Below are 25,555 nucleotides of genomic sequence, written 5' to 3'. Positions count from 1 at the left end.
AGTTTCCAAGGATACGACCATGTCCCAAGACCGTCGCTACAGCTTCGAGTTCTTCCCGACCAAGACCGATGCTGGGCATGAAAAACTGATGGCGACTGCCAAGCAGTTGGCCAGCTACCAACCCGACTTCTTTTCCTGCACCTACGGCGCCGGCGGTTCGACCCGTGACCGCACGATCAACACCGTGTTGCAGTTGGAAAGCGAAGTCAAAGTTCCCGCCGCTCCGCATTTATCCTGCGTGGGCGACAGCAAGGCCGACCTGCGCGGCCTGCTGACTCAATACAAGGCAGCCGGCATCAAGCGCATCGTCGCCCTGCGTGGCGACCTGCCGTCCGGCATGGGCATGGCCAGCGGCGAGTTGCGCTACGCCAATGACCTGGTGAGCTTCATCCGCGAAGAAAGCGGCGACCACTTTCATATCGAAGTAGCAGCCTATCCGGAGATGCATCCCCAGGCGCGTAACTTCGAAGAAGACCTGAAGAATTTCGTGCGCAAGGCCAACGCCGGCGCCGACAGTGCGATCACGCAGTACTTCTTCAACGCCGACAGTTACTTCTATTTCGTCGAGCGTGTGCGGGCACTGGGTGTGAATATCCCGATCGTGCCGGGCATCATGCCAATCACCAACTACAGCAAGCTGGCACGTTTTTCCGATGCCTGCGGCGCCGAAATCCCACGCTGGGTACGCAAGCAACTGGAAGCCTACGGCGACGACGTCAAGAGCATCCAGGCATTCGGCGAACAGGTCATCAGCGAAATGTGCGAGCGCCTGCTGCAAGGCGGCGCGCCAGGGTTGCACTTTTATACCCTGAACCAGGCTGAGCCGAGCCTTGCTATCTGGAACAACCTCAAGCTGCCCCGCTGAGGCTTGCCCTGCGGTACCCGGGCCCTCGTCAATACGAGGGCCTTTTTATTTGCGCGCCCTCGCCCGCACAGGCGTGCGCCAGAGCTTCTCTTTAGCGCAGCGGCGTCGTAACCTCAGGCATGCCCGTCATCCTGAAGTTATTGACCGCTGCCCTTTTCACTTGCCTGAGCCTGGCCGCTTATGGCGAGAAATTGCGCATTGTCACCGAGCCCTGGGCGCCGTATGTGTATGACGAGCAGGGCGTCATGCATGGGCTGGACTATGAAGCCACGGTGATCGTGTTCCAGCGCCTTGGCGTAGAGGTGCAATGGCAATTCCTTCCCTGGAAGCGTTGCCTGGCCATGCTTGAGCAAGGCCAGGCCGACGGCGCGCTGGATATTTTCCACAGCCACGACCGCGACGCTTTGTTGCTGTACCCCAGCGAACCGCTGTCAGAGGTCGAGTTTGTGCTGTTCTATGCCAACGCGCGCCCTCACCTGGCCCGCCGCCTCGACGACCTGCAAGGCCTGTCGGTGGGCACCTCGCCGGGCTACCTGTATGGCGCGCCTTTCAGCGATTCCACATTGTTCAAGCGTGAGCCGGCACCCAGTCACGAGGCGAACTTCGGCAAATTGCTGCTGGGGCGCATTGACCTGGTCATTACCGACCGGCGGGTCGGCCAGCATGTGATCAAGGCCATGGGCCTGGAGGGTATGGTCAGCCAGGCGCCGATCGTTATCAGCCGCCAGCAGCAATACCTCGCCGTGCGCCGTGGCGCGGGCATGGACCTGCTGGCGCAACGCTTCGCCGCCGAACTCAAACGCTTTAAACAGGAACCGGCCTACGCCATCTTGAGTGAAAAATATGGCGCAATCCCCGATATTACGGCCTCAGGACACACCGTTGAGCAGCAGGAAAGCAGCGCACAGTGATTGCTCTGTTATACTCCGGCCTTTCCGCCAGGCTCACGCCCGGCCGCTGAGGTCTTGAAAAAGGCACCCAACCCCGCTACAGCGCAGCTTTCAGCCCGCGCGAGCCGGTGGAGTGCCCGCCAGGCGCAGCAGGACCGGACGGGGTTGCGCTCCCCTAAGCGCCATTCACGCCCGGCAAGATTATCCCTTTGGGCCAAGCCCTAACTAAAACAGGATTACTCATGTCCTTTGCTTCCCTCGGTCTCTCCGAGGCTTTAGTCCGCGCCATCGAGGCAGCGGGCTATACCGAGCCTACTCCGGTGCAACAGCGGGCCATTCCCGCCGTGTTGCAAGGTCGCGACCTCATGGTTGCGGCTCAGACAGGTACTGGTAAAACCGGCGGTTTCGCCCTCCCGATCCTGGAGCGGTTGTTCCCCAACGGTCACCCGGACAAATCCCAGCGTCACGGCCCGCGCCAACCGCGCGTACTGGTCCTGACCCCAACCCGCGAACTGGCCGCCCAGGTGCATGACAGCTTCAAGCTGTACGCCCGCGACTTGAAGTTCGTCAGCGCCTGCATCTTCGGCGGCGTCGGCATGAACCCGCAGGTTCAGGCCATGTCCCGTGGTGTTGACGTGCTGGTAGCGTGCCCCGGTCGTTTGCTCGACCTGTGCGGCCAAGGCAGCGTCGATTTGTCCCACGTGGAAATCCTCGTGCTGGACGAAGCCGACCGCATGCTCGACATGGGCTTTGTCCATGACGTGAAAAAGGTCCTCGCCCGCCTGCCGGCCAAACGTCAGAACCTGCTGTTCTCGGCAACGTTCTCCCAGGACATCACCGCCCTGGCCGGCAAGCTGCTGCACAACCCGGAACGCATCGAAGTCACGCCGCCGAACACCACGGTCGAGCGTATCGAACAACGCGTCTTCCGCCTGGCCGCCAGCCACAAGCGCTCGTTGCTGGCCCACCTGATTACCCATGGCGCGTGGGAGCAGGTATTGGTGTTCACCCGCACCAAGCACGGCGCCAACCGCCTGGCCGAATACCTGGACAAACACGGCCTCACCGCCGTCGCCATCCACGGCAACAAGAGCCAGAACGCACGCACCAAAGCCCTGGCCGACTTCAAGGCCGGTTCCGTGCGTATCCTGGTGGCCACCGACATCGCCGCCCGCGGCCTGGATATCGACCAGCTGCCGCACGTGGTCAACTTCGAGCTGCCGAACGTCGATGAAGACTATGTGCACCGTATCGGCCGTACCGGCCGTGCCGGTCGTTCGGGTGAAGCCATCTCCCTGGTAGCCCCGGACGAAGAAAAACTGCTCAAAAGCATCGAGCGCATGACCAAGCAGAAAATCGCCGACGGCGACCTGATGGGCTTCGATGCCAGCGCGGTAGAGGCCGAGAAGCCTGAAGTACGCGAGCGTCCCGATGTGCGTAACCCACGCAACCCACGCGGTCCGAAGGGCGATGGCCCGAACGGCGGCGGTGGTGGCGGTGGTCGTCGCGACAAGGGCAAAGACAAGGGCGGCAAAGACAAAGCGCCAACCAACGGCCGTGGCGAACGCCCAGCCCGTGAGCAGAAACCACGCGAAGGCACCCCGGCACGCGAACAGCGCCAGCCGAGCCAGCCGCCACGCGCAGCCGCCGACCGCGCGCCGGACGAGTTCCTCGACGACGACGTGGATAACTTCGGTAACCGCGTTGACTACGTGCCCCAGGCCAAACCGGCACAGGGCCGTGGTCGTCGTCCAGGCGCACCGGCACAGGGCGCAGGCGCCGCGGCACCACGCAGCGGCCAGCCTCAGGGCGCTCGTCAGAACGGCCCACGCAACAGCAGCGGCGGCACCACCGGTACGCCACCTGCCAAACGCAGCGGCCCGCGTAACGGCGCACCGCGTGACGGCCAGGCTCGTCGCGAAGATTCGCGCAGCAACAACCGCCGTCCGGCCCGTGACGACCAGCCTCGTTCGTCCGAGCCAGCGGTGCAGAACCCGCGCGGCGGCCCAGCCCCCAAAATCATCCACAAGGAGTCGAAAGCCGACCGCTTCCCGACACCCGAGCAACTGGATCAGTTGCCAGGCCGTCCTCGTGGTGAAAAACCAGCGCTGCTGACCCGCAACCGCTGAGTTTTTCCATACAAAAAACGCCCCGACTGTTTGGGGCGTTTTTGTATGCGGCGCTTGGCTTATTAAGCCGTTACTTCACCGGCCTTGTGAAAGAGTTTGGCAAAGATCATCCAGCGCCCCTCCACTTTCATCAAGTTCAAGTAGTCCACCATCAGGTTATTGAACAAGCGCAAACGTACTTTGACCATGGCCATTTCCGGCGACATCACGTCAATCATCAACACTTCATCAAGTTGCGGAAAACCGCCGGCCCGCGGCGATTCACGCCCCTCAACCATGCTCCGGTATTCCTCGAACGGTCGAACCACTACCACTGAATTCTGCGCGCTGTATAACACGCAGCCACGATGGAATACGTGATCGAACTTTTTCAAGTCCTGGGTTTGTAAGACATTAAAGTAGTCTTTCAGAAACGCTTGAATTTCCTCAATCATGAGCACAACTCCGAGAACGGTGTTAGTTGAATAAATAACTTCGCGCCATTATCGGTAGCCCACTCGTTTCAGGTATAGCGGCTATTATTAGGCTTTTACGTGAAAGGAATTCACCTATTGAAACTCCTCTCCCCTCGCGGCGTTACGTGCCTTCGAGGCCTTGGCCAGGCTGGGCAAGGTGAACCTGGCCGCGCTCGAACTGCACGTCACCCACAGTGCCGTCAGCCATCAAATCCGCTCGCTTGAAGAGTATTTGGGCCTGGCGCTGGTCATTCGCAGCAAACGCTCGCTGACGTTGACTGATGAGGGCCGCGTGTATGCCTACCAGATCAGACAGGCACTGGGCGAGATCGCCGGGGTAACCGAAAAGTTATTGGCGAAAACCAAACACCCGCAGTTAACCGTTTCAGTATTGCCCTCCTATGCCATGCATTGGTTACTCCCGCGTTTACATGACTTCAGGGCCGCTCACCCCGAGTTGCACCTGAGACTGGATTCAAGCATGGAGTTCAGCCATTTCGGGCAAGGCCCACTCGATGGCGCGATCCGCTTCGGCCACGGCCAGTGGCCGGATGTGCATTGCGAGGCTTTGATGGGGGATTCGTTGCTGGTGGTCGCCGCGCGCGACTTCAACCACGGCGTCCTGCCGGACACGGCGCAAGCCGTCCTCGAGCTGCCGCTGTTGCACGCCAGTGAAAGCTGGCCCATCTGGCTTGGCGCCGCTGGCGTGGAAGGGGTACGCCCTCACGCTTCGCTGGAGTTCACCGACTCCACGTTAATGCTCGAAGCCGTCAGGCTTGGGCACGGCGTCGCACTGACCCGACGCTCGATTGCCCATGGGCTGCTTCAACGCGGGGAGTTGGTCAAGCTGACAGAGGTCGAGCCGGCGCACGCCTCACGCTACTACCTGGTGTGGCCTACCGGCCGCAAACCTTCGGCAGCGCTGAGCGATCTGCATCACTGGCTCAAGGACCAGATCGCCCTCTATCAAGACAGCCTGGCATCCTGCACACAGCAAAACGCCGACCCTGAGGTCGGCGCTTTGACAGTAACGCAGAGAAGCTGATTACTTCTGCTTCACGCCTTCCAGCGAGATGTCCAGGTCAACGGTCTGCGAAGACGGGCCTGGGCCTTTGATGCCGAAGTCGTTCAAGTTAACGGTCGCCTTGGCATTGAAGCCGGCACGTTCGCCGCCCCATGGATCCTTGCCTTCACCGTTGAAGGTGGCCTTGAAGACCACTGGCTTGGTGACGCCGTGGAAGGTCAGGTCGCCGGTCACGTCAGCAGTTTTCTCACCGGTGGATTTAACCGCGGTGGATACGAACTTGGCGTCAGCGAACTTGGCGACGTCCAGGAAATCCTTGCTGGCGATGTGCTTGTCACGTTCTGCGTGGTTGGACCACAGGCTGGCAGTCTTCACATCGACAGCGATTTTGCTGGCTTCAGGCTTGGCGGCATCCCAACTGAAGGTGCCATCCCAATCCTTGAAGGTACCGTGGATGTAGCTGTAGCCCAGGTGGCTGATTTTCCAGTCGATGAAGGCGTGCTGGCCTTCTTTGTCGATCTTGTAGTCAGCGGCCATTACCTGGCCTGCCGACAGCAGCGCGGTACCGATTGCCAGAGCAGCGAGGGTCTTTTTCAACATGCTTTCTATTCCTTGTGAGTCGAGGTTGAACATCAGGCTTTGCGCCCCAGCATTCGCGTAAGGGTCGCATCGCGATCGATAAAGTGGTGTTTCAACGCAGCCACGCCGTGCAAGCCGGCGAAGACCACCAACACCCAGGCGAGATACAAATGCACCACGCCGGCGGTGTCTGCCTGGTCCGGTAGACCGGAAACCACGGCGGGAATTTCAAACAAGCCAAACACCGGGATACCGACACCGTCTGCGGTGGAAATCAGGTAACCGGCAATCATCACTGCAAACAGCCCGAGGTACAGGAACCCATGGCCGAATGCCGCGCCGATCCGGGTCAAGCGACTGTAGCTGGCCAATGGCGGCGGCGGTGGGCTGACCAGCCGCCAGACAATGCGCACCAGCATGATCGCAAACAGCGTAATGCCGATGCTCTTGTGCAGGTCCGGCGCGTCTTTGCGCCAGGCGCTGTAGTAGTCCAGGCCAACCATCCACAGGCCCAGGGCAAACAGGCCAACCACCACCAGGGCCACGCCCCAGTGCAAAACCATACTGACCCAGCCATAGCGGGCCGGTGAATTGCGTAACTGCATGAACTTAATCCCGAAAGAGCTGCGCCAAGACTAGCGGTTTACCTATCGAATTAAAGCGGAAAATTTCGCTTTGAAATATCGAGAAATGTGATCTTGAGGGTATGAACAGTAAATTAACCAATGATTAAGGACTATCCAGAAGAAACGTGACAGTCCGTCCTGCGTTTACTGCCAATTCGCGCGTTATGGGTTGTGACACAGCCGCCCATTGCATAGGCTTGCGCGATTGTTTCACCTGCGCCGCCCGCAGGACCGCTTCGAGGAGATCACCGATGGGCTTGAACAACCAGTGGATGCAACGCGACCTCGCGGTGCTGTGGCATCCCTGCACCCAGATGAAAGACCACCAGCAACTGCCGCTGATCCCGATCAAGCGCGGCGAAGGCGTCTGGCTGGAAGACTTCGAAGGCAAGCGCTACCTCGATGCCGTCAGTTCCTGGTGGGTCAACGTCTTCGGGCATGCCAACCCGCGCATCAACCAGCGCATCAAGGACCAGGTCGACCAACTGGAACACGTGATCCTCGCCGGCTTCAGCCACCAACCGGTGATCGAGTTGTCCGAACGCCTGGTCGCGATGACCCCCGAGGGCCTGACCCGCTGCTTCTATGCCGATAACGGCTCGTCGTGCATCGAAGTCGCGCTGAAGATGAGCTTCCACTACTGGCTCAACCGCGGCCTGCCGAACAAAAAGCGCTTCGTCACGTTAACCAACAGCTACCACGGCGAAACCATCGCCGCGATGTCGGTGGGTGACGTGCCGCTGTTTACCGAGACCTACAAGGCGCTGCTGCTCGACACCATTAAAGTGCCGAGCCCCGATTGCTACCTGCGCCCCGAAGGCGTGAGCTGGGAAGAACATTCGCGCACCCTGTTCCAGGCCATGGAACAGACCCTGGCGGACAACCACGACAGCGTCGCCGCCGTGATCGTCGAACCGCTGATCCAGGGCGCCGGTGGCATGCGCATGTACCACCCGGTCTACCTAAAGCTGCTGCGCGAAGCCTGCGACCGCTACGGCGTGCACCTGATCCACGACGAAATCGCCGTGGGCTTCGGCCGCACCGGCAGCATGTTCGCCTGTGAACAGGCCGGTATTCGTCCGGACTTCCTGTGCCTGTCCAAGGCCCTGACGGGCGGCTACTTGCCACTGGCGGCGGTGGTTACCACCGATGATGTCTACGACGCGTTCTACGACGACTACCCGACCCTGCGCGCCTTCCTGCATTCCCACAGCTACACCGGCAACCCGCTGGCGTGCGCGGCGGCTTTGGCGACCCTGGATATTTTCGAAGAAGACAACGTCATCGAAAACAACAAGGCCCTGGCCCAGCGCATGGCCACGGCCACCGCGCATCTGGTCGATCATCCGCATGTGTCTGAAGTGCGCCAGACCGGCATGGTGCTGGCCATCGAGATGGTCCAGGACAAGGCCACCAAGGCCGCCTACCCATGGCAGGAACGCCGTGGCCTCAAGGTGTTCGAGCATGCCTTGGAGCGCGGCGCCCTGTTGCGCCCGTTGGGCAGCGTGGTGTATTTCCTGCCGCCGTATGTGATTACGCCGGAGCAGATCGACTTCTTGGCGCAAGTTGCCAGTGAAGGCATCGATATCGCGACCAACAGCAAGGTCAGCGTCGCCGTGCCAAAAGACTTCCACCCGGGCTATCGCGACCCAGGCTGATCGCTCCTACCTGAATTTTGCAGAGAACCGAAATGAGACTGTCCCGTTTTTTCACCGACACCCCACTGAGCCTCGGCGACGTTGAACTGCCCGAAGCCCAGGCGCATTACATCAGCCGCGTGCTGCGCATGGGCGAAGGTGACGCCGTGCAATTGTTTGACGGCTCCGGGCAAGAGTTTTGCGGCACGTTGCTGGAGGTCGGTAAAAAACGCGTCACCGTGCAACTGACGGAACACTTCGCAGGCCAGACCGAATCGCCGCTGCACATCCACCTCGGCCAGGGCCTGTCCAGGGGCGAGCGCATGGATTGGGCGATCCAGAAAGCCACGGAACTGGGCGTCAACGCGATCACGCCGATTTTCAGCGAGCGCTGCGAAGTGCGCCTCAAGGACGAACGCGCCGACAAACGCCTGCTGCACTGGCGCCAGGTGGCGATCAGCGCGTGCGAGCAATGCGGGCGTTCGACGGTGCCGGTGATTCACCCGCCGCTGTTGCTGGCGGACTGGCTGAAGCAGACCGAGGCCGACCTCAAGCTGGTGCTGCACCCGGTGGCCGAGCCGATGGTCAGCCATGCCAAGCCTTCGAGCCTGGCGTTCCTGATCGGTCCCGAGGGTGGGCTGACCGATAATGAAGTCCAAACCGCTCAAGACGCCGGCTACCATGCTGCTCGCCTCGGCCCGCGCGTGTTGCGCACCGAGACCGCGCCGGTAGTTGCGCTGGCAGTCGCGCAACAACTGTGGGGCGACTTCTAACCGCGCGCTGTAAACCCAATCCAAATGTGGGAGGGGGCCCCCTCCCACATTGATCGGGTTACCACTTCTTACTCCACCGGATCACTGACCGGCTTGGCAATAATTGCCTTCAACTCGCTGGTCATCGGGAATTCCAGGTTCAAGCCCTTGGGCGGAATCGGCTGTTCAAACCAGCGCTGGTAAATCCCGTTGATTTCACCGCTGCGGTACAGCTCACCGAGGGTCTCGTTGACCACCGCGAGAAACTGCGGGTCGTCCTTGCGCACCATGCAGCTGTAGATCTCGCGCGATTGCTCCTCGCCCACCACCACCCAGTGGTGCGGGTCCCTGGCCTTGGCGCGCTCGCCGTAGAGCAGTGCGTCGTCCATATAGAACGCCACCGCGCGGCCCGTCTCCAGCATCTTGAACGCCTCGCCATGGTCCTTGGCACTGATCACAAACATATTGGCCTTGTGCTCGGCGTTGTAGCTCTTGAGGAAACGTTCGTTGGTGGTCCCCGCCGTGGTCACCACGTTCTTGCCCACCAGGTCGGCAAAGCCCTTGATGCCGCTGTCCCTGGCCGTGAGCAATTGGCCCTTCACGTAAATAAAACCGTAGGAAAACGCCACCTGCTTCTGCCGCTCGGCGGTCACCCCGGTAGAGCCGCATTCCAGATCCACGGTGCCGTTCTGCACCAGCGGGATGCGGGTCTGGGAGGTCACCAGGGTGTAGTTCACCTTAAGGTTCGCGACCCCGGTTTTCTGCTGGATACGCTCGACAATCCTGCTCGCCAGGTCAACCGAATACCCCATGGGTTTGCCGCTGCTATCGCCCACATAGGAAAACGGCACCGACGCATCGCGATAACCCAGGGTGATGGACCGGGTGTTGGCTATCTTGCCCAACGTACCGTCCAGCGCCGGTTCATTCGCATGTGCCTGCGCGCCCAGCAAAAGCCCCAGGGTGCAGCCGGTCAACAGGATCTTTTTCATTGTTATTCTCCGTGGCTCTGTGAAGTTATTTACGTACGGCAATCACGCTGATTTCCACCAGCACGCTGGGTCGCGCCAGCTCGGCTTGCAGGGTGGTCCGTGTGGGCGCCATCCCCGGTGTCAGCCATGCGGACCACGCTTCGTTCATCGGCGCGAAACCGCTGCCGATGTCCTTCAGGTAAATGGTCGCATTGAGCAGGTGATCCTTGTCGCTGCCCGCCTCGGCCAGCAGTGCATCGATCTTGGCCAGCACTTCGCGGGTCTGGGTCGCCATGTCCTGGCCCTCGCCCGGCACTTGGCCCGACAGGAACACCAGGTCCTTGAAGGTGACGGCACCGCTGAGACGTTCATTGCTGCTGATTCGGGTAATGCTCATGGGGGCATCCTCAAGCGGCGCGGGGCGTCAGGCCCTGCATATCAATGGAAGGATTGCGCTGGCCAATCAGTTCGGCGAGCAACTGGCCGCTGCCGCAGGCCAGGGTAAAACCCAAGGCGCCGTGGCCGAGGTTCAGCCACAGGTTGCGATAGTGGCTGGCGCCGATCAGCGGCACACCGGTTGGCGTGGCCGGGCGCATACCGGCCCATTCCACTGCATGGTCATAGTCACCAGCCGTAGGAAAGGTCTCTAGAGCCTGACGTTTGATCAGCGCCAGGCGCTTGGGCTCAAGGCCGGCGTCGAAGCCGACGATATCCACCATGGCCGCGATCCGCAGTTGTTCACCGATGCGCGCGTAGACGACCTTGCGGTCGTAGTCGGTGATGCTCACGCTCGGCGCCTGGTGCCGCGCGCCGATCGGCACGCTCAGGCTGTAGCCCTTGAGCGGGTACAGCGGCAGCGCCAGGCCCGGCAGCCGCAGTTCGGCGCTGCGATGCCCCGCCGCCAATACCAGGTGCTCGACCGGCATCACCTCGTCGCCCAGCTCGATGGCCTGTACCAGCCCCCCTGCACGGCGAACGCCGGTGACCTTGCGCGCCAACACAAAGCGACAGCGCCCGGACGCCTCCAGCCGCGCCGCCAAACGCTGGCAGAAGGCATGGCAATCGGCGACTTCCTCGTTTGGCGTATAAATCCCGCCGACAAACCCACTGCCCGCCAACGCCGGCTCCAGGCGTGTGCAATCGGCGGCCGAGAGCACCTGCTGCTGCAGGATATCGGTGACTTTGCTGCGTGCATGTTTAAAGCTGCCGGCGTTGCGAAAGGTCACCAACTTGCCGTTGCGGCGCCAGTCGAAGCCGTCTAGGCAGTCGTCCTCGCGCCATTGCTGCAAAGTGCTTTGGCTCAGGGACGCCAGGCGCAGCAGGTGGCCCGCATTGCGTTGGTTCACCGAACTGCGGCAGGCACCCATGAAGGCCGCCATCCAACGCCATTGCTGCGGGTCGAGCCGTGGACGCAGCTTCAATGGCGAGTCACCGCGCAGCAGCCAGCCAAGCGCTTGCAGCGGCACGCCGGCATCCGCCAACGGCGCGACATAGCGGTAGGACAGTTGCCCGCCATTGGCGAAGCTGGTTTCGCTGCCCAGCGTGTCGCGTGCGTCGATCACCGTCACCTCATGGCCGGCCCGCACCAGCGCATACGCACTGGCCAAGCCGATAACCCCACCACCAATGATGCAAACCTGCCTGGCCATCCCAGCCCCCAGCCGTTGATTGAAGAGAAGCCAAGCGTAGGCCCAGGTGACAGGACCCCGACAATCAATAAAGATGGGCCACCTATAAACAAAGGTTATGGACTCGCCATGCGCTTGCGTCATATCGAAATCTTCCAGGCCATACGCCAGACCGGCTCCATCAGCGCCGCCGCGCAGTTGTTGCACGTGTCGCAACCGGCGGTGACCAAGGTGCTGCAACACGCCGAGCTGCAGCTGGGCTTCCCGTTGTTTTTGCGCGTGCGTGGCAAATTGCAGCCCACCCCGGAAGCCCTGGCGCTGGAAGGTGAAGTGGAGAAAGTCACCGCGAGCCTGCAAGGCGTGCGGCGCCTGGCCAAGAGCTTGCGCCGCGCACCGGGGCAAAGTGTGCGCATTGGGGCAACCCCGGCGTTGGCCCTGTCGCTGCTGCCGCCGGCGATACTGGAGTGGAAACGCGATTACCCGGACATGGCCTGCGAGTTGTCCAGCGACCATAGCCGCGAGTTGGTGCAAAAGTTGTTGATGCGCGAGATCGACCTGGCGTTGACCCTCAACTTTTCCGGTCATCCGGGGCTTACCACCCAAACACTGGCCAACGGCGTGCTCGTGGCGCTGGCCTCCAAAGGCTATTGGCCAGACGCCGAGCTGCATCAGCCGTTGCCATTGGCCGACCTGGCGGGGGCGCCGCTGATAGGCCTGTCCAGCGCCGACCCGCTGGCGGCGAAACTCGACAGCTACCTGGAAAGTGTTGAGCCGGCGCCGAGGGTGACGATCTCGGTACAAACCTATTCGTTGGCGCGGGCGATGGTGGAGTCCGGTGCCGGTTTAACGGTGATCGACCCATTCACCGCGTTGGGCGCCTCGACGGCCACCACCTGCATCCGCCCACTCACCCCGCCGCTGCCGATCACCTTGTATGCCCTGACCCGCGCCAACGAGCCGCCGCCGCATATGTTGGCCAAGTTGCTGGAAATCTTCGGTAAGCGGGCGTGTGAGTTATTGGAGCGCCTCTAAGGACACCGTAGATCGGTGGGAGGGGGTTTGCTCCCTCCCACACTTAAAGCACGTAATGCATGATCGCCACAAAATGCAGCAGGCTGCCGCCGATCACAAACAAATGCCAGATCCCATGGGAATGCCGCAGGCGATCCTCCAAGGCAAAAAAAATGATACCGACGGTGTACAGCACACCACCCGCCGCCAGCCATGTGAACCCTGCCATACCCAGCCCGGCGATCAGCGGCTTGACCGCCACCAGCACGATCCAGCCCATCACCGCGTAAATCACGATGGACAAGATGCGCGCCTCGGAGCGCGGCTTGATCTCCTGCAAAATCCCGATCACCGCCAGCCCCCACACAATGCCGAACAACGTCCAGCCCCACGGACCGCGCAACGTCACCAGGCAAAACGGTGTGTAACTGCCGGCGATCAACAGGTAGATCGAAAAGTGATCGACCTTTTGCATAATCTCTTTTCGCCGCCCGCGCACGCTGTGGTACACGGTCGACGCGCTGTACAGCACCATCAGCGTAAAGCCATAGATCGCCACGCTGACGATCTTCCAGGGGCTGCCATCCAGGCTCGCCACCACCAGCATCCACACAGCGCCAATGCACGCCGCGACTGCACCGAGCAAATGGCTCCAGGCGTTGAAGCGTTCCCCGTGATACATGTGTCACTGACCTCCTGTAACCGTTGACGGCTGGCGGCAAGCCTCCAGCCTTGCGCATCAGAGTGCAAGCGCCGTGTGACGTTCCGGCGACGCCGCACGGTTTTGCGGGCACAATCGACCGCATTCGAACAAGAGCCCACGGCCATGCTGATCGACGAAGAATTCACCCTCAAAAAGCTCGAGATCTTCCTGGCGTTCATGCGCACCGGCAACCTGGCCCGCGCCGCCGCCGAGCTGCAGACCAGCAATGTCAGCGTGCACCGCGCCATTCATTCGCTGGAAAACGCCCTGCGTTGCCCGCTGTTCAAACATGAAGGGCGTAACCTCACCCCGCTCGAAAGCGCCTACGTGCTCGAAGAGCGCGCGCAGAAACTGGTGGCCGATGTGGTCGACAGCGTGCGCCTCACTCGCGAAGCCGCTGGTTTCTCGGCTGAACGCTTCAAACTCGGCTCGCTGTATTCGCTGACGGTCAAGACCGTGCCGCAACTGATCATGGGCCTGAAGATTCGCCGCAGCGAGCTCAACATCGACCTGATCCTGGGCTCCAATTTCGACCTGCTCTACAAGCTCAAGAACATGGAAGTCGACGCGATCCTCATCTCCCTTGACGAACATGCCAACGACCCCGATTGCGAGCAGATCGCACTGTTTAGCGATGACATCTTCCTCGCCACGCCGGCCGACTCGCCCTTGGACCGCACCCAGGAAATCGATCTGGCCGAGGTGCGCGACGCCACCTTCATTACCCTCACCCAAGGCTTCGCCACCCACCAGGACGGCAACCGGGTGTTCAAGCAAGCGGGGTTCGAGCCGAAGGTGGCGATGCAGGTCAATGACATCTTCACGCTGTTGAGCATGGTCAGTTCGGGGGTGGGTTATGCACTGCTGCCGGGGCGGATTGCGGCGGTGTATGAGAACCGCGTAAAGCTGATACCGCTGCAAGCCAGGTATCGGTTGCAGCAGCATATTGGCGTGGTGTTCTTGAAGGCCAAGGAGCGTGACCCGAACTTGCTGGCGTTGTTGGCGGAGTGCCGGATGTATGCCAATCGGCAGGTGCCAGCCTGAGACTCCGCCATCGGGAGCAAGCCCCGAGGTCAGCCCACCAACCCCCGCATCAGCAGAAACAACAACGACGGCCCCAGCAGACAGCCCAGCGCCGTATAAAACGCCGCCGTCAAACAGCCATATGGCACCAGCTTCGGATCGGTCGCCGCCAGCCCGCCCGCCACACCGCTGGAGGTGCCCATCAACCCGCCGAAAATCACCGCGCTGCGCGGGTTGTTGAGCCCAATCAGCGGCGCCACGAACGGGGTCATCACCATCACCAGAATGGCCTTGATCAACCCCGCCGCAATCGACAACGCCATCACTTCGGAACTGGCGCCAATCGCCGCGCCCGTCACCGGGCCGACGATGTAGGTGACGGCGCCCGCACCAATGGTGGTGAGGCTCACGGCATCGGTGTAACCGAACGCCATGGCCACGCCGACACCCGCCACAAACGATGAGCCAACGCCGACGAACAGCGCCAGCACCCCCACGTAGCCCGCGCGCTTGAGCTCATCGACACTGACCCCAAACGCCGTGGCGACGATGGCGAAGTCCCGCAGCATCGCGCCGCCCAACAGGCCGATACCCGACAGCAACGGAATATCCACCACACCCTTGGAGCCACCGGTAAAGGCCCCGCCCACATACGACAGCACCAGGCCCAGCAGAATGGCGATGGCCGAACCGTGCAGGCGGCCTTTGGTGAAGGTGTCGGAGATCCAGTAGGACACCCACATGGTCAGGCCGATCACCGCAAAACCGCTGATCAGGCCGTAGCCGGTGATCACTTTCATCATGGATTCGTACATGGCGATCACCCGGCGTCTTTGGTGGGAACAGCTGCACTCGGCTCACGATTGCCGATGCGCGACAGCACCGGCACCAGGGCAAAGCCCAGCACTACCGCAAGCGTACCGGCCAGAATCGCCATGGGCCCGCCGCTGATGGCGCCATACACGTTCTGCTGGGCAGCCATGGCCACCACAATCGGGATATAAATCGCGGCCCAGAAGCTCACGCCTTGCTCCGACTTACCGGTAAACAGCCCCCGTTTGGCCAGATAACTGCCCAGCCCGATCAACAGCAACATGGCGATACCTACCCCGCCAACGTTGGCCGGAATGCCCATCCATTTACCCAGCAGCTCACCAATAAACAGGCCGAACAATGTGCAAAGCGCCAAAAATGCCACACCGTAAATAATCATTGTTGTTGTCCTCAAAGTGCTCGATCGAAATTGTTGTTTTTGTGCTTCGAAAGCCTCGGGTGATGCTTTATCGGTGGCGGCGCTCCTCCTCTTGCAGCAGGGCCTGCAAGGTGTCCAGGCGCGCGCCTTCGCAGGCGATCACCGTACCTTGTTCAAATACGCGCCGTGACAAACCAGTGAGCACGGCGCCCGGGGGCAGTTCGATTTGCAGGCGCACGCCGCGCTCGTAAGCGCTTTGCACGGTGCCGCGCCAGTCGACGATGCGGCACATGTTGAAGGCCAGGTCGTCGCGCAATTGCTCGGGGTTGTGGATCGGCCGCGCACGGGTACTGCTCAGGTAGGTGATGCGCGGCGTCTTGAGCGCGACGAACGCTCGGGCCAGTGCCTGGGCCGGTTGCTCCAACAGTGCGCAATGGGATGGCACGCTGACAGCCAGGCGCTTGGCGATGCCGTTACCCTTGATGCGCTGGGCGACACGTGCCATGGCGGCGTCGCTGCCGGCGATCACGGTCTGGTTATCGGCATTGATATTGGCCAGGTATACCGGCGTTTGCGCGCTGTGGACGTCGGCGAGCAGCTGTTCGACCGTGGATAGCTGCGGGCCGATAAGCGCGGTCATGCCGTAGCCCTGCGGATAAGCCTGTTGCATCAGTTCACCGCGCAGGCTGACCAGCTTGACCGCATCGACGAAGTCCAGCGCACCGGCGATCACCGCCGCCGGGTAGGCGCCGATGGACAGGCCCGCCACATAGTCCGGCGTGTGTTGCAGCAGGCGCGCATGGGCGACGCCGGCGATCAACAGGCACAGCTGAACCGCGCGGGTCGACGCCAGGGCCTGTGCGTCATCGAGCCGGCGAACGTCCTCGCCCAAGGCCTGGCTGGCTTCATCCAACACCTGGGCAGGCAATGACCGGAGCATGCCCGGCCGTTGCGCGCCCTGCCCTGGGAACACCAGCAGGCTGCTCATGCCACCGCCTGCCAGGGGTCGAGCACAAGGTGCGCGCCGCCGGCGGTCTTGAGCAGCACCCGCCGCGAGGGGCCAGCCCACTCACGCAAGGCCACCGCGCCAAACGGGGTTTGCAGTTGCAGGTCGACCGCGCATACCGCCTTGTCCAACCTCGCCAGCAGGTCTCGGGCGCTGTCGCGCGCCAGCGGCTCGGGGGCGCGCAGGATCAAATCCAGGTCGCTCAAGGCATGCAGCGCTTCAATGCCGGTGGCCAGCTCAAAACCGGCGCTGCCGCTGACACCCCAGTTGGCCTGCGCCAGAACCGGCCGCAGTTGCTCCAGCGCCTGCAATGCGGGCAAAACACGGGGCGAGATCACGCCGCGCAGCGCTTCGGGCACCACACGCCGACGCACGGCGGCAATCGGCATGTGGGCGGCAAACCGCTGCTCGCGCAAACGCCCGCGCACACCCACCGCCACCTGGCCCGGCTCGGCGAGGGCGCGACGCACCACCACCGGTTGCCCGGCGCTGATCGCGTCCACCGCCCAGGCCGGAGCATCGGCGGGCAGGTGCGCCGGGGTCATGCCCCAGAGCAGGTCATGGGCGTTCACCATTGCTCCCGCAACAGCTGGCGCACGTGGCTGGAGGCGGCGCGATGAGGTGCGCCAAGGCGCCCGCTCAAATCGGTAGCGGTAATATCCTTGATCGCCGCCGCCAGGCACTCGCGGACCCGCGCCACATCCTCCGGCGTCGGTTGTTCAATCCGGCTCACCGATAAGGTCTCCCACAACAAACCTAGGCTGGCATAGCTGTCGATGTCATAGGCCATCGGCGGCACGCTGGCGGCCAGGGTTTCCAACTCTTCGACACTGCGCAAAGTCACCCGCGCGGCCGAGGCCTTGCCCATGGCGTGTACCATCACGCCGGGGTCACGCAGGGCAATCAGGCGGTTGGCCTGGTAGCCGTGGGCGAGGAACGCACCGGACATAGCCTTGCCCACCAACAGCGCAATCACCGGGTGCCCGGCCAAGCGCGCGCGAGCGTAGGCATCGGCGGCGGCGGCCAGGGCTTGATGGATACCGAGGGCTTCTTCGCGACGGCCATAGGCTTGGCTCGGCACATCGACGATGGCGATGATCGGGCGCTTGTCGCCACGGGCAATGGCTTCATCCACCGCTTTGGCCAGGCCCCAGCCTTCCAGCAAGCCGACTTCGCCATTACGTGCGCGGGGGAACCGATTGTGCTCATCCGTGACCACCGCGATAAAACGTCCTGCCTGGCCATCGGCGACTCTCAGCGAAGCCGGCAACCCTTCGACAGGCGTCGCTCCAGCGCTCAATGCGTTGAACCACTGCAAACCTCTCATGAGCGTTCTCCCTGATACAGGTCGCGAACCGTCGCCGGATCGATTTGCGCCGTGGCGTCCAATTCGGCCAGGCGCGCGAGGTACAAGTCGGCCTGCCGGCTGCGCTGCTGGGCAGGCAAGCCTTCGTGCAGCAGCGCGGTGACGGTCTGTTGGATCTGTGCCACATCGTCGGCCACATAACGGTCGGCCAGGCCACTGTTGAAGCGCTGCTCGCCGCCGGTAAGGCTCCAGATAAACGGCCGGTCACGGGAGTCGTATTCTTGCAGCCCGGCTTCCTGCTCGATCACTTGCGGGCCGTTGAGGCCCAGGCGCGCTTCGCGGGTCACCACCAGATAGCTGCATAACCCGGCCGCGATGGACATGCCGCCAAAGCAGCCAACGCTGCCCGCCACCACGCCGATCACCGGCTGGTACTGGCGCAGGTCGACAATCGCCGCATGAATATCGGCAATCGCGGCCAGGCCCAGGTTGGCTTCCTGCAAGCGCACGCCGCCGGTTTCCAGCAGCAGCACGGCGCGGGTCGGGATACCGTTGCGGTTGTCTTCGGCCGCCAGTTCCAGTGCACCGGCGATTTTGGCGCCACCCACCTCACCCAGGCTGCCGCCCTGGAAGTTACCTTCGATGGCCGCCACCACCACCGGCAAGCCGTCGATGTTGCCTTTGGCGATGATCACCCCGTCGTCAGCCTGGGGCACCACGCCCTGGCGGCTGAGCCAGGGCGACATGACGCGTTGGAACGGGTCGAGCAGTTCACGGTAGGAACCGGCGTCCAGCAAGGCCTTGGCCCGCTGGCGCGCACCGAGTTCGACAAAGCTGTGTTTGGCGAGCAAGTCAGTCATGGCCGATCTCCTCGAAACCCTGCTCCAGGCGCAAGCGCACCACGCCGGGGGTGGCGCCGAAATCGTGGATATCAATGTTCAATGCCGGTGGCGTCTGCTCCTGGAAAATCCGTTCGAACAGGTGCTGCCAGCGTTGCTGCGCGCCGTTCACCGAGGTCTGTACCTGGATGGTCAGCGTGCCGGGCGTGCCCGGCTCCAGCAGCACTTCCAGGTCGCCCGAGCCGACGCAACCCACCAGCGCACGGCCTTTGGGCGGTTGCCCGGCGGGGAATTCAAAGGACAAGGTTTCCATCACAACGCTCCGTCGAGGCGGTCGATAAACAGGCAGGCGGCCAACAGGTCGGCGGCGCCACCGGGGGAGGCATTCAGGGCCAAGAGTTGGTTGTCGAGTTCGTGCAACTGGCGGCGACCGGCCAGGGTCGCGCTGCCGCCGGCGTCGAGCACCGCTTGAGCGCCGTGTTGCATCGCCCGCAGGCCGTCGGTGCCGGCGCGGTAAAGCACGCAGGTGTCGGCCAGCTCGGTCATGATCGCCAGCAAGGCGTCGAGGCGAGCGTTCTGTTCACCGACGTTTTGGCGGCGGCTTTTGTGCAGTTGCGGCAGGCCGCGTTGCGTCACGGCGGGGAAGCCCAATTGCGCTTCTTCACGGGCACCGCGTGCGCCGTAGCGTTGCGCGACCTGGGCGCCGTGGCTCATTGGTTGGGGCGCGTGCCGGTCGTTGAGCAGGGCTAATCTGGCGGCATTCAGCGTTATGGCGCGCGGTTGCAGGGCTGCCGCGGCGGTCAGCAGGCCAAGTGCCCAGATCGCGCCGCGATGGGTGTTCACGCCTTGGGTGGTGGTGAGCATCGCCTGCTCGCCTTCACGACCGATGCGGCCGAGGGCTTCGCGCAGCGGCAAACCGACCTCGCCGAATTCAATGGCCGCCTCGGCCATTTCCTTGAACATCGGCCATAGCGACAGCGCCGAGGCGTGCATCAGGCCCAAGTGCAAATCGCTGTGGGCGCCGTTGCCGCGACGGTCCACCAGGGCGGGTTTGGGCGACAGGTCGGCTTCGTCAATCAGTGCATCGACGGCCATATCCGCCAGGCGCTCGGCGAGGCTCAGTGAGTGCAGTTTGAGGGCGCGCATTTACCAGCTCCTGAATTTGGCGGGCGGGTTGTACAAGCCACCGGACCATTCCACCAGGTCGGCCACGCTCTTGGCGGCCAGCAACTCGCGGGTGGCGTCGGTGCGGCGGATGCCGAGGTCTTCGGGCAAGGCGATCAAGCCTTCGCGGCGCATGCGTGCGGTGTCCTTGGGGTTGTGGCGCAGGCCGATGGCGGTCACTCCGGCAACGGCGGCAATCATCGCCTGGCGCTCTTCCAGGGAGCGCGCCTTGTACAGGTAAGCGATGCCTTCTTCGGTCAGCAGGTGGGTCACGTCGTCGCCGTAGATCATGATCGGCGCCAGGGGCATGCCGCTTTTGCGCGCCACTTCGACCGCATCCAGAGTGTCGACGAAGGTGGGTTTGCCGCCTTCCTGGAAGGTTTCGACCATCTGCACCACGAGTTTTTTGCCGCGTTCGAGCAGGGCTTCGGGCGCATCGTCGTGGCGCATGTCCAGCCAGGCCGGGGTGCCGTGGCGACGGCCGCGCGGGTCGTGGCCCATGTTCGGCGCCCCCCCGAAACCGGCAAGACGGCCACGGGTCACGGTGCTGGAATGACCGTCGCCGTCGACTTGCAGGGTGGCGCCGATAAACAGGTCCACCGCGTACTGGCCGGCCAGTTGGCAAAACATGCGGTTGGAGCGCATCGAGCCGTCGCGACCGGTAAAGAACACATCCGGCCGGGCGGCGATGTAGTTTTCCATGCCCAGTTCAGTGCCGAAACAATGCACGCTTTGCACCCAACCGCTTTCAATCGCCGGGATCAGCGTGGGGTGCGGGTTGAGGGTCCAGTTGCGGCAGATCTTGCCCTTCAGGCCCAGGGACTCGCCGTAGGTGGGCAGGATCAACTCAATGGCGGCAGTGTTGAAGCCGATGCCATGGTTGAGCGATTGCACATTGTGTTTTTCGTAGATGCCACGGATCGCCATCATCGCCATCAACACGTGCACCGGTTTGATATGGCGTGGGTCACGGGTGAACAGCGGCTCGATGTAGAACGGCTTGTCGGCCACCACCACAAAATCCACCCAACTGGCGGGGATGTCGACGCGCGGCAAGTCGCTGACGTCGTCCACCAACTGGTTGACCTGCACGATGACGATGCCATCGCTGAAGGCCGCCGGCTCGATCAGCGCGGGCGAATCTTCCGTGCTGGCGCCGGTGTAGATATTGCCGGCGCGGTCGGCCATGAAACCGGCGGAAAGTACGACGTTGGGGATCAGGTCCACCACCAGGCGGGCATAGAGTTCGATGTAGGTATGGATCGCGCCGATTTCCAGCATGCCGTCTTCCAGCAACTGGCTGATGCGCAGGGATTGGGTGCCGGCGAAGGAAAAGTCCAGCTTGCGCGCGATGCCCTTTTCAAACAGGTCCAGATGCTCGGAACGCCCGACGCTGGGCATGATCATGTGCAAATCATGGAGCTTGGCGGGGTCGGCCTTGGCCAGGGAGCGAGAGAGGAAGTCGGCCTGCTTCTGGTTGTTGCCTTCCAGCACCACACGGTCGCCGGGCAGGATCAGCGCCTCAAGCGCTTCGACGATCCTGTCGCTGGGCAACACCGCGCCCTCTGCGTATTGTTTGACCAGCCCGAGCCGCCGCTGCTTCTCGTCGCGCCGCCGCGTCCAGCGCGAGTCGGGGTTTATTGTTGTTGTCATGGTCACTCCACGGGGTTTGCTGTCGTGGGGCTTACCTTAGGAGTGATTCAGGGGGCCATCAATCAAGCTCAGTAGCAGACCGTTACGCCTGGAGTAACGAAGATCGAATTGTGGGAGGGGGCTTGCTCCCGATGCCGGTGAGTCAGTCACTACATCTGGTGGCTGATCCACTGTTATCGGGAGCGAGCTCCCTCCCACATTTTGCTCAGTGGTGTTGGTGGGATAGCGGTCCCAAAGAGGGAATGATCAGCCCCTGTTCGGGACCTTTTGCGGCGAAGGGCTGACCTGCTCCAGAGCGCTATGCACCAACACTGTCCGCAACGTTCAACGCGCCATAACGTTGACCAACACATGCAAAATGAACGCAGGCCCATAGCAAGGTTTTCCCTGCGCATCCTCAATTCTCCAGATTGAAGCCAACGTGCAGGTTTCCCTGGGGGCCGCAAACTCCACACTGATATGCACGGGCTGCCCCGGCAGCGTATCGGCAATGGGGAGTTCGCTGTGCAAGCTACGCAGGTGAGTGTCCAGCACGACCTCCAACTGACCTTGTGCATCAGCCCGGCGAGCAATCACATATTCCCCGTCCACACGCACCAGTCGTCGCCCGCGCCATGGGCGTGTGCCCAGGTTCTGAATCTCCCAGGTTTTCTGAAACACCTCCCCTGGCATTACGACAGTTTGATCAGGCATCGTGACATCGGCATTGAACACTGCGACGTCCTGCGGATCATGAACACCAATGGCTCGATTGGTCATAGCCATCGAGCAAGCATTTGCGGGCGCACCTGTCAGGTCAGCAAAGTAGCGAAACAGCAACAGAGGAGAAACTTGCAATGCCTTGGCCAGCTTGATCAGCGTGCGTACCGACGGGTCTTTGGACGCCCCATTCGCCAGACCGTACAGGTAGGTCCTGGAGATCCCCGCCTCCTTGGCCAACCTCGTCAGGGGCTTGCCCAACTCTCGGCCGCGCCGCGCAATCAGTGACTTGAGGGTATCTCGCGTTTTTATGTTCATGCGCAGTTTTCAGTTCCCACTCTTTGGGTGAACGTGATGTCTTTGTCCGCCAAAAAAGACAACCTGTCCGCCGCCACGTGTTTTGAGTCATGCACAATCGCCATCTGCTGGCGATGTTGTGAAGGACATGGATGGGTCCCTTTTAATCGGTCATATCCAGTGTCGTAGTTTCTCGCATGCTTGCGAACCTAGTGTTTGTTGCATTCCTTTACATCTACCTTGGATATAGCCATGACCCACATCAAAGCGCGCTGTGAATCCATTGTTCGAACAGGCTTCGGCAGCCTGCAAATATCAGAAGCCATGCTGCAGAATTACAAAAAAATCGTTGATGAATACTCCGCAATATCGACAGCCACCAAGACCTCGTTTTCCTTCGCAAAAGACACCGACGGATTTTTCCCCTTTGGCGCCGAGTACTCGAGCATTGAGGATCAGCCAGATCTGTGTGAGCGATTTTGTTACTGGCCTGCGCATTCATCAAAACGAAAGGCTTTTGAGTTCATACGAAGTGAGTTTTTTGCTGCCGTTGATGCTTTTGAACGTCAGATCAGCGAGCTAGCACAGGAACTGATGGACGGAGTTTGCGCGGAGTTCGGGGCCACTCCGTTGTCTTCCTTGCGTGCAGCGTCCTACCTGCAACTGTGTGTCTATGGAGCCAACACCGGATCCGATGAGCGCCGGTTTGCTCAGGACCCTCACGAAGATGGACATTTGCTGTCGTTTATCAAGCCGACTCGTGACGGCCTCGTTCTGGTTCGAGGCAGCTCACTGGAGCCAGTACGCCTCCTAGAGAACGAGATTGCAATCCTGGCCGGATCGTTACTGACCGAGCTCTCAGACTACGCGATTCCCGCTGCATACCACGCGGTTCTGACGCCTCGAACATCAACGGCACGCAGCTCTCTTATTTACTTCGTCAACCCTGATGCGGAGCAGGAACTGACAGGTTTTTTCCGCCATCAGCCGATCGACTTGAAAGCCACCGTCAATGCACGCCATACCGGTTTCGGCAATCACCCCCTTCAATTGACCTGATACCCAGGCGACCGAGCACTTAATGATTCCTGACCTCAACGCCCTTTATCTCGAAGGTCTGCTATTGGGCATCGGACTGTTCGCCGCGCCTGGACCAAAGGACACGCTGGTCATTCGCCAGGGTGTCAGTCGCGGTCCTATCTGGGGGGTGGTAGCCGTATGCGTGTTCGCCGATATCATTCTTATCGGTCTCGGGGTATTGGGGTTGGGATCGTTGCTCGACAGTCAGCCCGGTCTGGTGGCGCTTCTGCTGTTATCGGGAGCGGCCTATCTGTTGTGGTTCGGCTGGCAGAGGTTTTTGGCGTGTGCTCGTAACCGGTCGACGCCAGAGAGTCAGGGCGCACTCAACTCACAACGGGGACTGCTACGCACGACCGTAATACTTGGGTTTGCCAATCCGTATGCCTGGCTCGATACCGTCGTGCTGATTGGCTCTATTGGTGCCGCAAAGCCCGTCAGCCAACAAGCGTCGTTTGCCAGCGGAGCGATGACCGCGTCTCTGGTGTGGTTTGTGGTTTTGGCGTTGGGATGTCAACGGTTGACGGGGCTGTTTCGTTCGGCAAAGGTCTGGCGTCTATTGGATGCGGGTGTGGCAATTTTGATGGTCTACCTGGCAGGAATGTTGATTGCCGATTTTCTGGCGCTGCATTGAGCGAGCGGTTTTCGCGGATTGATTGAGCTCAAAAAAAGAACACCATTTCATGTGGTACTGGCGGTGTCTGAACGAACCGCGCTATCTCCACTCATGGCCAGTCAACAGATTCTTCACGTTATTCAGCAGCACCGTCGCACTATCAATCAACTGGTCTAGCAGGGCCAGGTTTCGACGCTCATGACACAGGGCCAACAACCTTACCGCCACCTTACTTACTTCGGTGGTGTGAACCAGACATTGAAAGACCAGATAGCGTTTCGCAAGGCGGTGAGTGCAAGAGCATGGGTGGCGTTGTAAGCCAGGTCGAAACGGCTGGCGAACGACAACTGGGCATTACCGGCGTCCACGTTCACGCACAGCCCAAAATCTTGCAGGAAAAATCCGAAGCCAGCAGGCGCAGGCCTACAACCTCATGTCTATGCTCACAGCCCCCAAGCCTTCAAGCGGGTAGCTGCGGTACTCATAAACCTCCCCACGGACAATGAGGCGGATGGCTCCATCCGCCTGGGTCACTTGAACATCAGGCTCCTTGGTTTTTAGAAATGGATGTGCCGAGACCAGTGCCGTCAGTATCTCTTGATCACTGCCCAGGTCCTTATGAACGTAGTACCTGTAGGAAAACCCCACTGTCGCCCCGCCCTGCCCGTCACGCGCGCCATAAATTGAGCCGCCGTTGCCCAAGGAGCGTTTCAAAACCACTTCGTCCAGCTTCGGCGTACCGGAGGACATGATCCAATTGGCTCCGATGTATATCAGGCAGGCCACCAGAAGGCAGTTACGCAGGACAGGTAAGAGGCTCTTAGTAGCCCTGAGAAACTGCATATCCAACCCCCTCCCTATCCAATATTGATCGCGAGGATCATCGCCAAAAGGGTTATCGCCCCACCATGATCCAAACTCCGACTTGGTGGTTTTTGCGAATGTTTGAGCCACGCCTGCCGCCCACAACAGAACATGCTCGAGAATCCCCAGTACCGTACCTGTAGCACCGTAATTGAAGTTACCAAAAGCCTCGTATTGACGCCCTTGCTTCTTGTAGTTCCACGGCCCTGCAGCTCTGACCTGCGAATAAAACCAAGAATAGGCGAACGCCGAACCCGGCCTGAGATGGATGCGCTTGCACTTGGCAATCGCCATATTTCAAACATTGAAACACCGGGAGGCATTAACGGCACAGCCATTTGCGTGTCCTTACTGGCATAGGGAAGCGCCGAACCTAGCATCCCACTCAGGCCAGAAAACCGGCCCAATCCTGTTAAAGAAATTACTTACACAAATAACATTCAGTTCCGACATTTTTGGGCGGCAAGGGTCGCGACGGCCTGTCAAACACAGAGGATCAAATGTAAGACAGGGCTTGCCCCCGATTTCGGTGGTTCAGGTATAGAAGTA

28 protein-coding genes and 2 pseudogenes are annotated in these 25,555 nt (G+C 61.2%); 10 read left to right on the top strand and 20 right to left on the bottom strand.

What is annotated here, in order from left to right; all coding sequences use genetic code 11:
- Nucleotides 1-19 precede the first annotated feature (19 nt).
- The 3 genes from metF to AB4N98_RS14670 all read left to right on the top strand — a co-directional run bounded on the left by metF (nucleotide 20) and on the right by AB4N98_RS14670 (nucleotide 3,884).
- Nucleotides 20-865 carry a methylenetetrahydrofolate reductase [NAD(P)H] gene (gene metF, locus AB4N98_RS14680; protein WP_017531008.1) on the top strand — a complete coding sequence of 282 codons (846 nt, stop codon included), beginning with the start codon at nucleotides 20-22 and terminating at the stop codon, nucleotides 863-865.
- 119 nt (nucleotides 866-984) lie between these two features.
- Nucleotides 985-1,776: a substrate-binding periplasmic protein gene (locus AB4N98_RS14675; protein ID WP_017531007.1), complete on the top strand. Its 792-nt coding sequence runs from the start codon at nucleotides 985-987 to the stop codon at nucleotides 1,774-1,776.
- A gap of 221 nt (nucleotides 1,777-1,997) precedes the next feature.
- On the top strand, nucleotides 1,998-3,884 hold the full coding sequence (locus AB4N98_RS14670; protein ID WP_017531006.1) for a DEAD/DEAH box helicase: 1,887 nt from the start codon (nucleotides 1,998-2,000) through the stop codon (nucleotides 3,882-3,884).
- A gap of 62 nt (nucleotides 3,885-3,946) precedes the next feature.
- On the opposite strand, the gene AB4N98_RS14665 is transcribed toward AB4N98_RS14670, so the two are convergent.
- On the bottom strand, nucleotides 3,947-4,318 hold the full coding sequence (locus AB4N98_RS14665) for a nuclear transport factor 2 family protein (protein WP_017531005.1): 372 nt from the start codon (nucleotides 4,316-4,318) through the stop codon (nucleotides 3,947-3,949).
- A gap of 178 nt (nucleotides 4,319-4,496) precedes the next feature.
- On the opposite strand from AB4N98_RS14665, the gene AB4N98_RS14660 reads away from it, so the two are divergent.
- A complete protein-coding gene (locus AB4N98_RS14660) occupies nucleotides 4,497-5,384 on the top strand; it encodes a LysR substrate-binding domain-containing protein (protein ID WP_460148712.1) in 888 nt (295 codons plus the stop codon).
- Here the strand turns inward: AB4N98_RS14660 and AB4N98_RS14655 are convergent, their stop codons facing one another.
- Entirely contained in the window at nucleotides 5,385-5,963 is a 579-nt protein-coding gene (locus tag AB4N98_RS14655) for a YceI family protein (RefSeq protein ID WP_017531003.1), read from the bottom strand.
- Nucleotides 5,964-5,995: 32 nt separating this feature from the next.
- Nucleotides 5,996-6,547: a cytochrome b gene (locus tag AB4N98_RS14650; RefSeq protein WP_017531002.1), complete on the bottom strand. Its 552-nt coding sequence runs from the start codon at nucleotides 6,545-6,547 to the stop codon at nucleotides 5,996-5,998.
- A 272-nt stretch (nucleotides 6,548-6,819) separates the two neighbouring features.
- Between AB4N98_RS14650 and AB4N98_RS14645 the strand changes: the two genes are divergently transcribed.
- Both AB4N98_RS14645 and AB4N98_RS14640 read left to right on the top strand, forming a co-directional pair.
- Nucleotides 6,820-8,226 carry an adenosylmethionine--8-amino-7-oxononanoate transaminase gene (locus AB4N98_RS14645; RefSeq protein ID WP_065879332.1) on the top strand — a complete coding sequence of 469 codons (1,407 nt, stop codon included), beginning with the start codon at nucleotides 6,820-6,822 and terminating at the stop codon, nucleotides 8,224-8,226.
- A 32-nt stretch (nucleotides 8,227-8,258) separates the two neighbouring features.
- On the top strand, nucleotides 8,259-8,978 hold the full coding sequence (locus tag AB4N98_RS14640; protein ID WP_065879331.1) for a 16S rRNA (uracil(1498)-N(3))-methyltransferase: 720 nt from the start codon (nucleotides 8,259-8,261) through the stop codon (nucleotides 8,976-8,978).
- A gap of 68 nt (nucleotides 8,979-9,046) precedes the next feature.
- Here the strand turns inward: AB4N98_RS14640 and AB4N98_RS14635 are convergent, their stop codons facing one another.
- The 3 genes from AB4N98_RS14635 to AB4N98_RS14625 are packed head-to-tail and all read right to left on the bottom strand — an operon-like array spanning nucleotide 9,047 to nucleotide 11,577.
- Nucleotides 9,047-9,949, bottom strand: coding sequence for a transporter substrate-binding domain-containing protein (locus AB4N98_RS14635; protein WP_460148709.1), 903 nt, complete (start codon nucleotides 9,947-9,949; stop codon nucleotides 9,047-9,049).
- 25 nt (nucleotides 9,950-9,974) lie between these two features.
- Nucleotides 9,975-10,325 carry a RidA family protein gene (locus AB4N98_RS14630; RefSeq protein WP_017530998.1) on the bottom strand — a complete coding sequence of 117 codons (351 nt, stop codon included), beginning with the start codon at nucleotides 10,323-10,325 and terminating at the stop codon, nucleotides 9,975-9,977.
- 10 nt (nucleotides 10,326-10,335) lie between these two features.
- Nucleotides 10,336-11,577 (bottom strand): D-amino acid dehydrogenase, encoded by a 1,242-nt coding sequence (locus tag AB4N98_RS14625; protein ID WP_068938103.1) that lies wholly within the window; start codon nucleotides 11,575-11,577, stop codon nucleotides 10,336-10,338.
- A 108-nt stretch (nucleotides 11,578-11,685) separates the two neighbouring features.
- Between AB4N98_RS14625 and AB4N98_RS14620 the strand changes: the two genes are divergently transcribed.
- A complete protein-coding gene (locus tag AB4N98_RS14620) occupies nucleotides 11,686-12,588 on the top strand; it encodes a LysR family transcriptional regulator (protein ID WP_017530996.1) in 903 nt (300 codons plus the stop codon).
- A 43-nt stretch (nucleotides 12,589-12,631) separates the two neighbouring features.
- Here the strand turns inward: AB4N98_RS14620 and trhA are convergent, their stop codons facing one another.
- A complete protein-coding gene (trhA, locus tag AB4N98_RS14615; protein WP_017530995.1) occupies nucleotides 12,632-13,249 on the bottom strand; it encodes a PAQR family membrane homeostasis protein TrhA in 618 nt (205 codons plus the stop codon).
- Nucleotides 13,250-13,393: 144 nt separating this feature from the next.
- Between trhA and AB4N98_RS14610 the strand changes: the two genes are divergently transcribed.
- Nucleotides 13,394-14,314 (top strand): LysR family transcriptional regulator, encoded by a 921-nt coding sequence (locus tag AB4N98_RS14610; protein ID WP_017530994.1) that lies wholly within the window; start codon nucleotides 13,394-13,396, stop codon nucleotides 14,312-14,314.
- 29 nt (nucleotides 14,315-14,343) lie between these two features.
- Here the strand turns inward: AB4N98_RS14610 and madM are convergent, their stop codons facing one another.
- From madM to AB4N98_RS14560, 10 genes are all read right to left on the bottom strand, one after another.
- The gene (gene madM, locus AB4N98_RS14605; protein WP_026067508.1) at nucleotides 14,344-15,108 is read right to left on the bottom strand and encodes a malonate transporter subunit MadM; all 765 of its coding nucleotides are present in this window, start codon (nucleotides 15,106-15,108) and stop codon (nucleotides 14,344-14,346) included.
- A gap of 5 nt (nucleotides 15,109-15,113) precedes the next feature.
- Nucleotides 15,114-15,506, bottom strand: coding sequence for a malonate transporter subunit MadL (gene madL, locus AB4N98_RS14600; protein ID WP_065879327.1), 393 nt, complete (start codon nucleotides 15,504-15,506; stop codon nucleotides 15,114-15,116).
- Nucleotides 15,507-15,573: 67 nt separating this feature from the next.
- Complete coding sequence (mdcH, locus tag AB4N98_RS14595; protein ID WP_017530991.1) at nucleotides 15,574-16,473, bottom strand: malonate decarboxylase subunit epsilon; 900 nt, start codon at nucleotides 16,471-16,473, stop codon at nucleotides 15,574-15,576.
- Nucleotides 16,470-17,066, bottom strand: coding sequence for a malonate decarboxylase holo-ACP synthase (locus AB4N98_RS14590; protein WP_017530990.1), 597 nt, complete (start codon nucleotides 17,064-17,066; stop codon nucleotides 16,470-16,472). Before AB4N98_RS14590 ends, mdcH begins: the two co-directional genes overlap by 4 nt.
- The gene (mdcE, locus tag AB4N98_RS14585) at nucleotides 17,060-17,818 is read right to left on the bottom strand and encodes a biotin-independent malonate decarboxylase subunit gamma (RefSeq protein WP_068938101.1); all 759 of its coding nucleotides are present in this window, start codon (nucleotides 17,816-17,818) and stop codon (nucleotides 17,060-17,062) included. The genes AB4N98_RS14590 and mdcE overlap by 7 nt, the downstream gene beginning before the upstream one ends.
- Entirely contained in the window at nucleotides 17,815-18,657 is an 843-nt protein-coding gene (locus tag AB4N98_RS14580) for a biotin-independent malonate decarboxylase subunit beta (RefSeq protein ID WP_065879324.1), read from the bottom strand. Before AB4N98_RS14580 ends, mdcE begins: the two co-directional genes overlap by 4 nt.
- Entirely contained in the window at nucleotides 18,650-18,949 is a 300-nt protein-coding gene (locus AB4N98_RS14575; RefSeq protein ID WP_014720312.1) for a malonate decarboxylase subunit delta, read from the bottom strand. The genes AB4N98_RS14580 and AB4N98_RS14575 overlap by 8 nt, the downstream gene beginning before the upstream one ends.
- On the bottom strand, nucleotides 18,949-19,782 hold the full coding sequence (locus AB4N98_RS14570) for a triphosphoribosyl-dephospho-CoA synthase (RefSeq protein WP_017530987.1): 834 nt from the start codon (nucleotides 19,780-19,782) through the stop codon (nucleotides 18,949-18,951). Before AB4N98_RS14570 ends, AB4N98_RS14575 begins: the two co-directional genes overlap by 1 nt.
- Nucleotides 19,783-21,453 carry a malonate decarboxylase subunit alpha gene (gene mdcA / locus AB4N98_RS14565; protein WP_135196570.1) on the bottom strand — a complete coding sequence of 557 codons (1,671 nt, stop codon included), beginning with the start codon at nucleotides 21,451-21,453 and terminating at the stop codon, nucleotides 19,783-19,785.
- A 324-nt stretch (nucleotides 21,454-21,777) separates the two neighbouring features.
- Nucleotides 21,778-22,470: an NBR1-Ig-like domain-containing protein gene (locus tag AB4N98_RS14560; protein ID WP_017530985.1), complete on the bottom strand. Its 693-nt coding sequence runs from the start codon at nucleotides 22,468-22,470 to the stop codon at nucleotides 21,778-21,780.
- A 231-nt stretch (nucleotides 22,471-22,701) separates the two neighbouring features.
- Between AB4N98_RS14560 and AB4N98_RS14555 the strand changes: the two genes are divergently transcribed.
- Nucleotides 22,702-23,508: an isopenicillin N synthase family oxygenase gene (locus AB4N98_RS14555; RefSeq protein WP_460148703.1), complete on the top strand. Its 807-nt coding sequence runs from the start codon at nucleotides 22,702-22,704 to the stop codon at nucleotides 23,506-23,508.
- A gap of 22 nt (nucleotides 23,509-23,530) precedes the next feature.
- On the top strand, nucleotides 23,531-24,160 hold the full coding sequence (locus AB4N98_RS14550) for a LysE/ArgO family amino acid transporter (RefSeq protein ID WP_065879321.1): 630 nt from the start codon (nucleotides 23,531-23,533) through the stop codon (nucleotides 24,158-24,160).
- A gap of 81 nt (nucleotides 24,161-24,241) precedes the next feature.
- Here the strand turns inward: AB4N98_RS14550 and AB4N98_RS14545 are convergent.
- From AB4N98_RS14545 to AB4N98_RS14535, 3 genes and pseudogenes are all read right to left on the bottom strand, one after another.
- Nucleotides 24,242-24,507, bottom strand: a pseudogene (locus tag AB4N98_RS14545) (hypothetical protein); the annotation flags it as partial.
- A 58-nt stretch (nucleotides 24,508-24,565) separates the two neighbouring features.
- The gene (locus AB4N98_RS14540; protein WP_065879320.1) at nucleotides 24,566-24,985 is read right to left on the bottom strand and encodes a hypothetical protein; all 420 of its coding nucleotides are present in this window, start codon (nucleotides 24,983-24,985) and stop codon (nucleotides 24,566-24,568) included.
- Between the two features lie 60 nt (nucleotides 24,986-25,045).
- Nucleotides 25,046-25,300, bottom strand: a pseudogene (locus AB4N98_RS14535) (polymorphic toxin type 44 domain-containing protein); the annotation flags it as partial.
- Between the last annotated feature and the right edge of the window lie 255 nt (nucleotides 25,301-25,555).

The sequence above is a fragment of the Pseudomonas sp. S3_E10 genome (assembly GCF_054667615.1).
Note: the sequence above shows the minus strand (reverse complement) of the source record. Positions and strands in the feature narration are given on the sequence as shown.

Excerpts from the sequence above, each read along its gene's own strand:
- metF (WP_017531008.1), top strand. The coding sequence starts at position 20 with ATGTCCCAAGACCGTCGCTACAGCTTCGAGTTCTTCCCGACCAAGACC.
- AB4N98_RS14675 (WP_017531007.1), top strand. The coding sequence starts at position 985 with ATGCCCGTCATCCTGAAGTTATTGACCGCTGCCCTTTTCACTTGCCTG.
- AB4N98_RS14670 (WP_017531006.1), top strand. The coding sequence starts at position 1,998 with ATGTCCTTTGCTTCCCTCGGTCTCTCCGAGGCTTTAGTCCGCGCCATC.
- AB4N98_RS14665 (WP_017531005.1), bottom strand. The coding sequence starts at position 4,318 with ATGATTGAGGAAATTCAAGCGTTTCTGAAAGACTACTTTAATGTCTTA.
- AB4N98_RS14655 (WP_017531003.1), bottom strand. The coding sequence starts at position 5,963 with ATGTTGAAAAAGACCCTCGCTGCTCTGGCAATCGGTACCGCGCTGCTG.
- AB4N98_RS14650 (WP_017531002.1), bottom strand. The coding sequence starts at position 6,547 with ATGCAGTTACGCAATTCACCGGCCCGCTATGGCTGGGTCAGTATGGTT.
- AB4N98_RS14645 (WP_065879332.1), top strand. The coding sequence starts at position 6,820 with ATGGGCTTGAACAACCAGTGGATGCAACGCGACCTCGCGGTGCTGTGG.
- AB4N98_RS14640 (WP_065879331.1), top strand. The coding sequence starts at position 8,259 with ATGAGACTGTCCCGTTTTTTCACCGACACCCCACTGAGCCTCGGCGAC.
- AB4N98_RS14635 (WP_460148709.1), bottom strand. The coding sequence starts at position 9,949 with ATGAAAAAGATCCTGTTGACCGGCTGCACCCTGGGGCTTTTGCTGGGC.
- AB4N98_RS14630 (WP_017530998.1), bottom strand. The coding sequence starts at position 10,325 with ATGAGCATTACCCGAATCAGCAGCAATGAACGTCTCAGCGGTGCCGTC.
- AB4N98_RS14625 (WP_068938103.1), bottom strand. The coding sequence starts at position 11,577 with ATGGCCAGGCAGGTTTGCATCATTGGTGGTGGGGTTATCGGCTTGGCC.
- AB4N98_RS14620 (WP_017530996.1), top strand. The coding sequence starts at position 11,686 with ATGCGCTTGCGTCATATCGAAATCTTCCAGGCCATACGCCAGACCGGC.
- trhA (WP_017530995.1), bottom strand. The coding sequence starts at position 13,249 with ATGTATCACGGGGAACGCTTCAACGCCTGGAGCCATTTGCTCGGTGCA.
- AB4N98_RS14610 (WP_017530994.1), top strand. The coding sequence starts at position 13,394 with ATGCTGATCGACGAAGAATTCACCCTCAAAAAGCTCGAGATCTTCCTG.
- madM (WP_026067508.1), bottom strand. The coding sequence starts at position 15,108 with ATGTACGAATCCATGATGAAAGTGATCACCGGCTACGGCCTGATCAGC.
- madL (WP_065879327.1), bottom strand. The coding sequence starts at position 15,506 with ATGATTATTTACGGTGTGGCATTTTTGGCGCTTTGCACATTGTTCGGC.
- mdcH (WP_017530991.1), bottom strand. The coding sequence starts at position 16,473 with ATGAGCAGCCTGCTGGTGTTCCCAGGGCAGGGCGCGCAACGGCCGGGC.
- AB4N98_RS14590 (WP_017530990.1), bottom strand. The coding sequence starts at position 17,066 with ATGGTGAACGCCCATGACCTGCTCTGGGGCATGACCCCGGCGCACCTG.
- mdcE (WP_068938101.1), bottom strand. The coding sequence starts at position 17,818 with ATGAGAGGTTTGCAGTGGTTCAACGCATTGAGCGCTGGAGCGACGCCT.
- AB4N98_RS14580 (WP_065879324.1), bottom strand. The coding sequence starts at position 18,657 with ATGACTGACTTGCTCGCCAAACACAGCTTTGTCGAACTCGGTGCGCGC.
- AB4N98_RS14575 (WP_014720312.1), bottom strand. The coding sequence starts at position 18,949 with ATGGAAACCTTGTCCTTTGAATTCCCCGCCGGGCAACCGCCCAAAGGC.
- AB4N98_RS14570 (WP_017530987.1), bottom strand. The coding sequence starts at position 19,782 with ATGCGCGCCCTCAAACTGCACTCACTGAGCCTCGCCGAGCGCCTGGCG.
- mdcA (WP_135196570.1), bottom strand. The coding sequence starts at position 21,453 with ATGACAACAACAATAAACCCCGACTCGCGCTGGACGCGGCGGCGCGAC.
- AB4N98_RS14560 (WP_017530985.1), bottom strand. The coding sequence starts at position 22,470 with ATGAACATAAAAACGCGAGATACCCTCAAGTCACTGATTGCGCGGCGC.
- AB4N98_RS14555 (WP_460148703.1), top strand. The coding sequence starts at position 22,702 with ATGACCCACATCAAAGCGCGCTGTGAATCCATTGTTCGAACAGGCTTC.
- AB4N98_RS14550 (WP_065879321.1), top strand. The coding sequence starts at position 23,531 with ATGATTCCTGACCTCAACGCCCTTTATCTCGAAGGTCTGCTATTGGGC.
- AB4N98_RS14540 (WP_065879320.1), bottom strand. The coding sequence starts at position 24,985 with ATGCAGTTTCTCAGGGCTACTAAGAGCCTCTTACCTGTCCTGCGTAAC.